This window comes from Emticicia sp., assembly GCF_049241225.1.
Lineage (GTDB): Bacteria > Bacteroidota > Bacteroidia > Cytophagales > Spirosomataceae > Emticicia.
In genome coordinates this window covers 14,117-15,909 of sequence record NZ_JBMLRC010000220.1, presented here as the reverse complement: position 1 = coordinate 15,909, position 1,793 = coordinate 14,117, and the positions used below count along the sequence as shown (strand labels likewise).

General features: G+C 38.6%; 2 protein-coding genes. Both read right to left on the bottom strand.

Translation table 11 applies throughout. The annotated features are described in order from the left end of the window. Window positions 1-487, bottom strand: a 487-nt coding sequence (locus ACOVO2_RS12390; protein WP_421770280.1) for a DUF6044 family protein, incomplete at its 3' end; no start/stop codon positions are given. 136 nt (window positions 488-623) lie between these two features. Continuing rightward, entirely contained in the window at window positions 624-1,748 is a 1,125-nt protein-coding gene (rffA, locus tag ACOVO2_RS12385; RefSeq protein WP_421770285.1) for a dTDP-4-amino-4,6-dideoxygalactose transaminase, read from the bottom strand. Between the last annotated feature and the right edge of the window lie 45 nt (window positions 1,749-1,793).

The following is a 1,793-nucleotide window of genomic DNA, read 5'->3' as shown; positions in this document are numbered from 1 at the left end:
TAGAATTGTATTTTTTTAAGATTCTATCAAAACTCCAAAATAACAATGGCTGCCCTGCGGAGCTCAGTCCACCCGAAAACCAGAAAGGTAATAAAGCAAAACCTAAAGCTATGAAAGGAGCAATTTTGGGCGAAAGTTTGAGTGTATCTTTTGTAAATAAATATGTACCAATAAAAGCGACCAAACTCATCAAAATCACATTGATATTATAGGCAACAATTGGCTTAAACCACACAAACAACCACGCAATCAAGCTCCACTCGGAGCCAAACGCAATGCGTGGAGCTTGCATCACGGTTTCGTTGGGTGTGTACGAACTCGCCAAAAGTAAGTGTTGGTCAGCCAATGATTTATACCAAGCAATGTTTGCTTCCAGATTATCATGCACTCTGATTGAAGCATCTTCGCCCAAAAATACAATAAAGGCAAAGAAACTCAGAAGAAGTAAAAAACTGATAATGAGCGATTTATTAAAAAAAAGAGGCATAAATATTTAGACTATTTGTTCATTGCCGTCAGTTTTAACTGACGGATAAAAGTTAGTAAACAAATCAGCTTTAGCCAAAATGTTTATCTCATTTAAAGTTTGGCAGAGTATATACAGTAAAAATAGTGACTCAATATCAATTATAAAATCCAATAATTTTATCAATAATCAATTGTTGGTCTACCTCGGTCAGCTCATAAAATAAAGGCAAACGCACCAAACAATCAGAATAATAATCACTTACGGGTAGCGAGACATCTCCTGCTTTTTCTCTATAAAATGGACTGCTGTGCAACGAAATATAATGAAAAACAGCGTAGATTTTATTTTCTTTCAAGAAACCAATCAAAGCATCACGTTGCTCAATCGAATCGGTGAGCAAATAAAACATGTGAGCATTATTGGTAGCGTAGCTTGGTACTACTGGTAATTTTAGTTTACCTGCTTGCTCTAAACTCGCAAATGCTTCGTAGTATTTCTCCCAAATCTGCTTGCGTCTTGCTTGTATTTTTCCAAGATTTTCGAGTTGTGCAAATAGATATGCTGCAACCACTTCCGAAGGCAAAAACGATGAACCAATATCTACCCAATTGTATTTATCGACTTCACCACGCCAAAAAGCCGAGCGATTGGTGCCTTTCTCCCAAATAATTTCGGCACGTTTCTCAAAACGCTCATCGTTGATAACCAACATTCCGCCTTCGCCCGAAATAATATTTTTGGTTTCATGAAAACTAAAAGCCGATAAATGTCCGATACTTCCCAACGGCCGACTTTTATAAAATGAGTCAACGGCCTGAGCAGCATCTTCGATAACGAATAAGTTATTGGCTTCGGCAATGTCCATTATTTTGTCCATATCACAGGCAATTCCTGCGTAATGCACGACCACAATTGCTTTGGTTTTGGGCGTAATTAAGGCCGAAAGTTTATCGGCATCGAGATTTGGGTTTTCGGTAGAGCTATCGGCAAATACAATTTTTGCTCCACGCAATACAAAAGCATTGGCCGTAGAAACAAAAGTATAAGATGGCACAATTACCTCATCGCCTACTTGAATATCGCATAAAATAGCGGCCATTTCGAGGGCATCCGTACACGAAGTCGTGAGCAGGCAGCGACGAAAACCGTATTTTTCTTCAAAAAAACGCTGGCATTTTTTAGTAAAAACACCATTTCCAGAGATTTTGCCCGATTGCACGGCCTCTCCGATGTATTGTAGCTCGTTGCCCGAAAGGTATGGTTTGTTGAAAGGAATCACGAGAAAATTAATGTTGAATGAGTGAATGAGTGAATGAGTGAATGA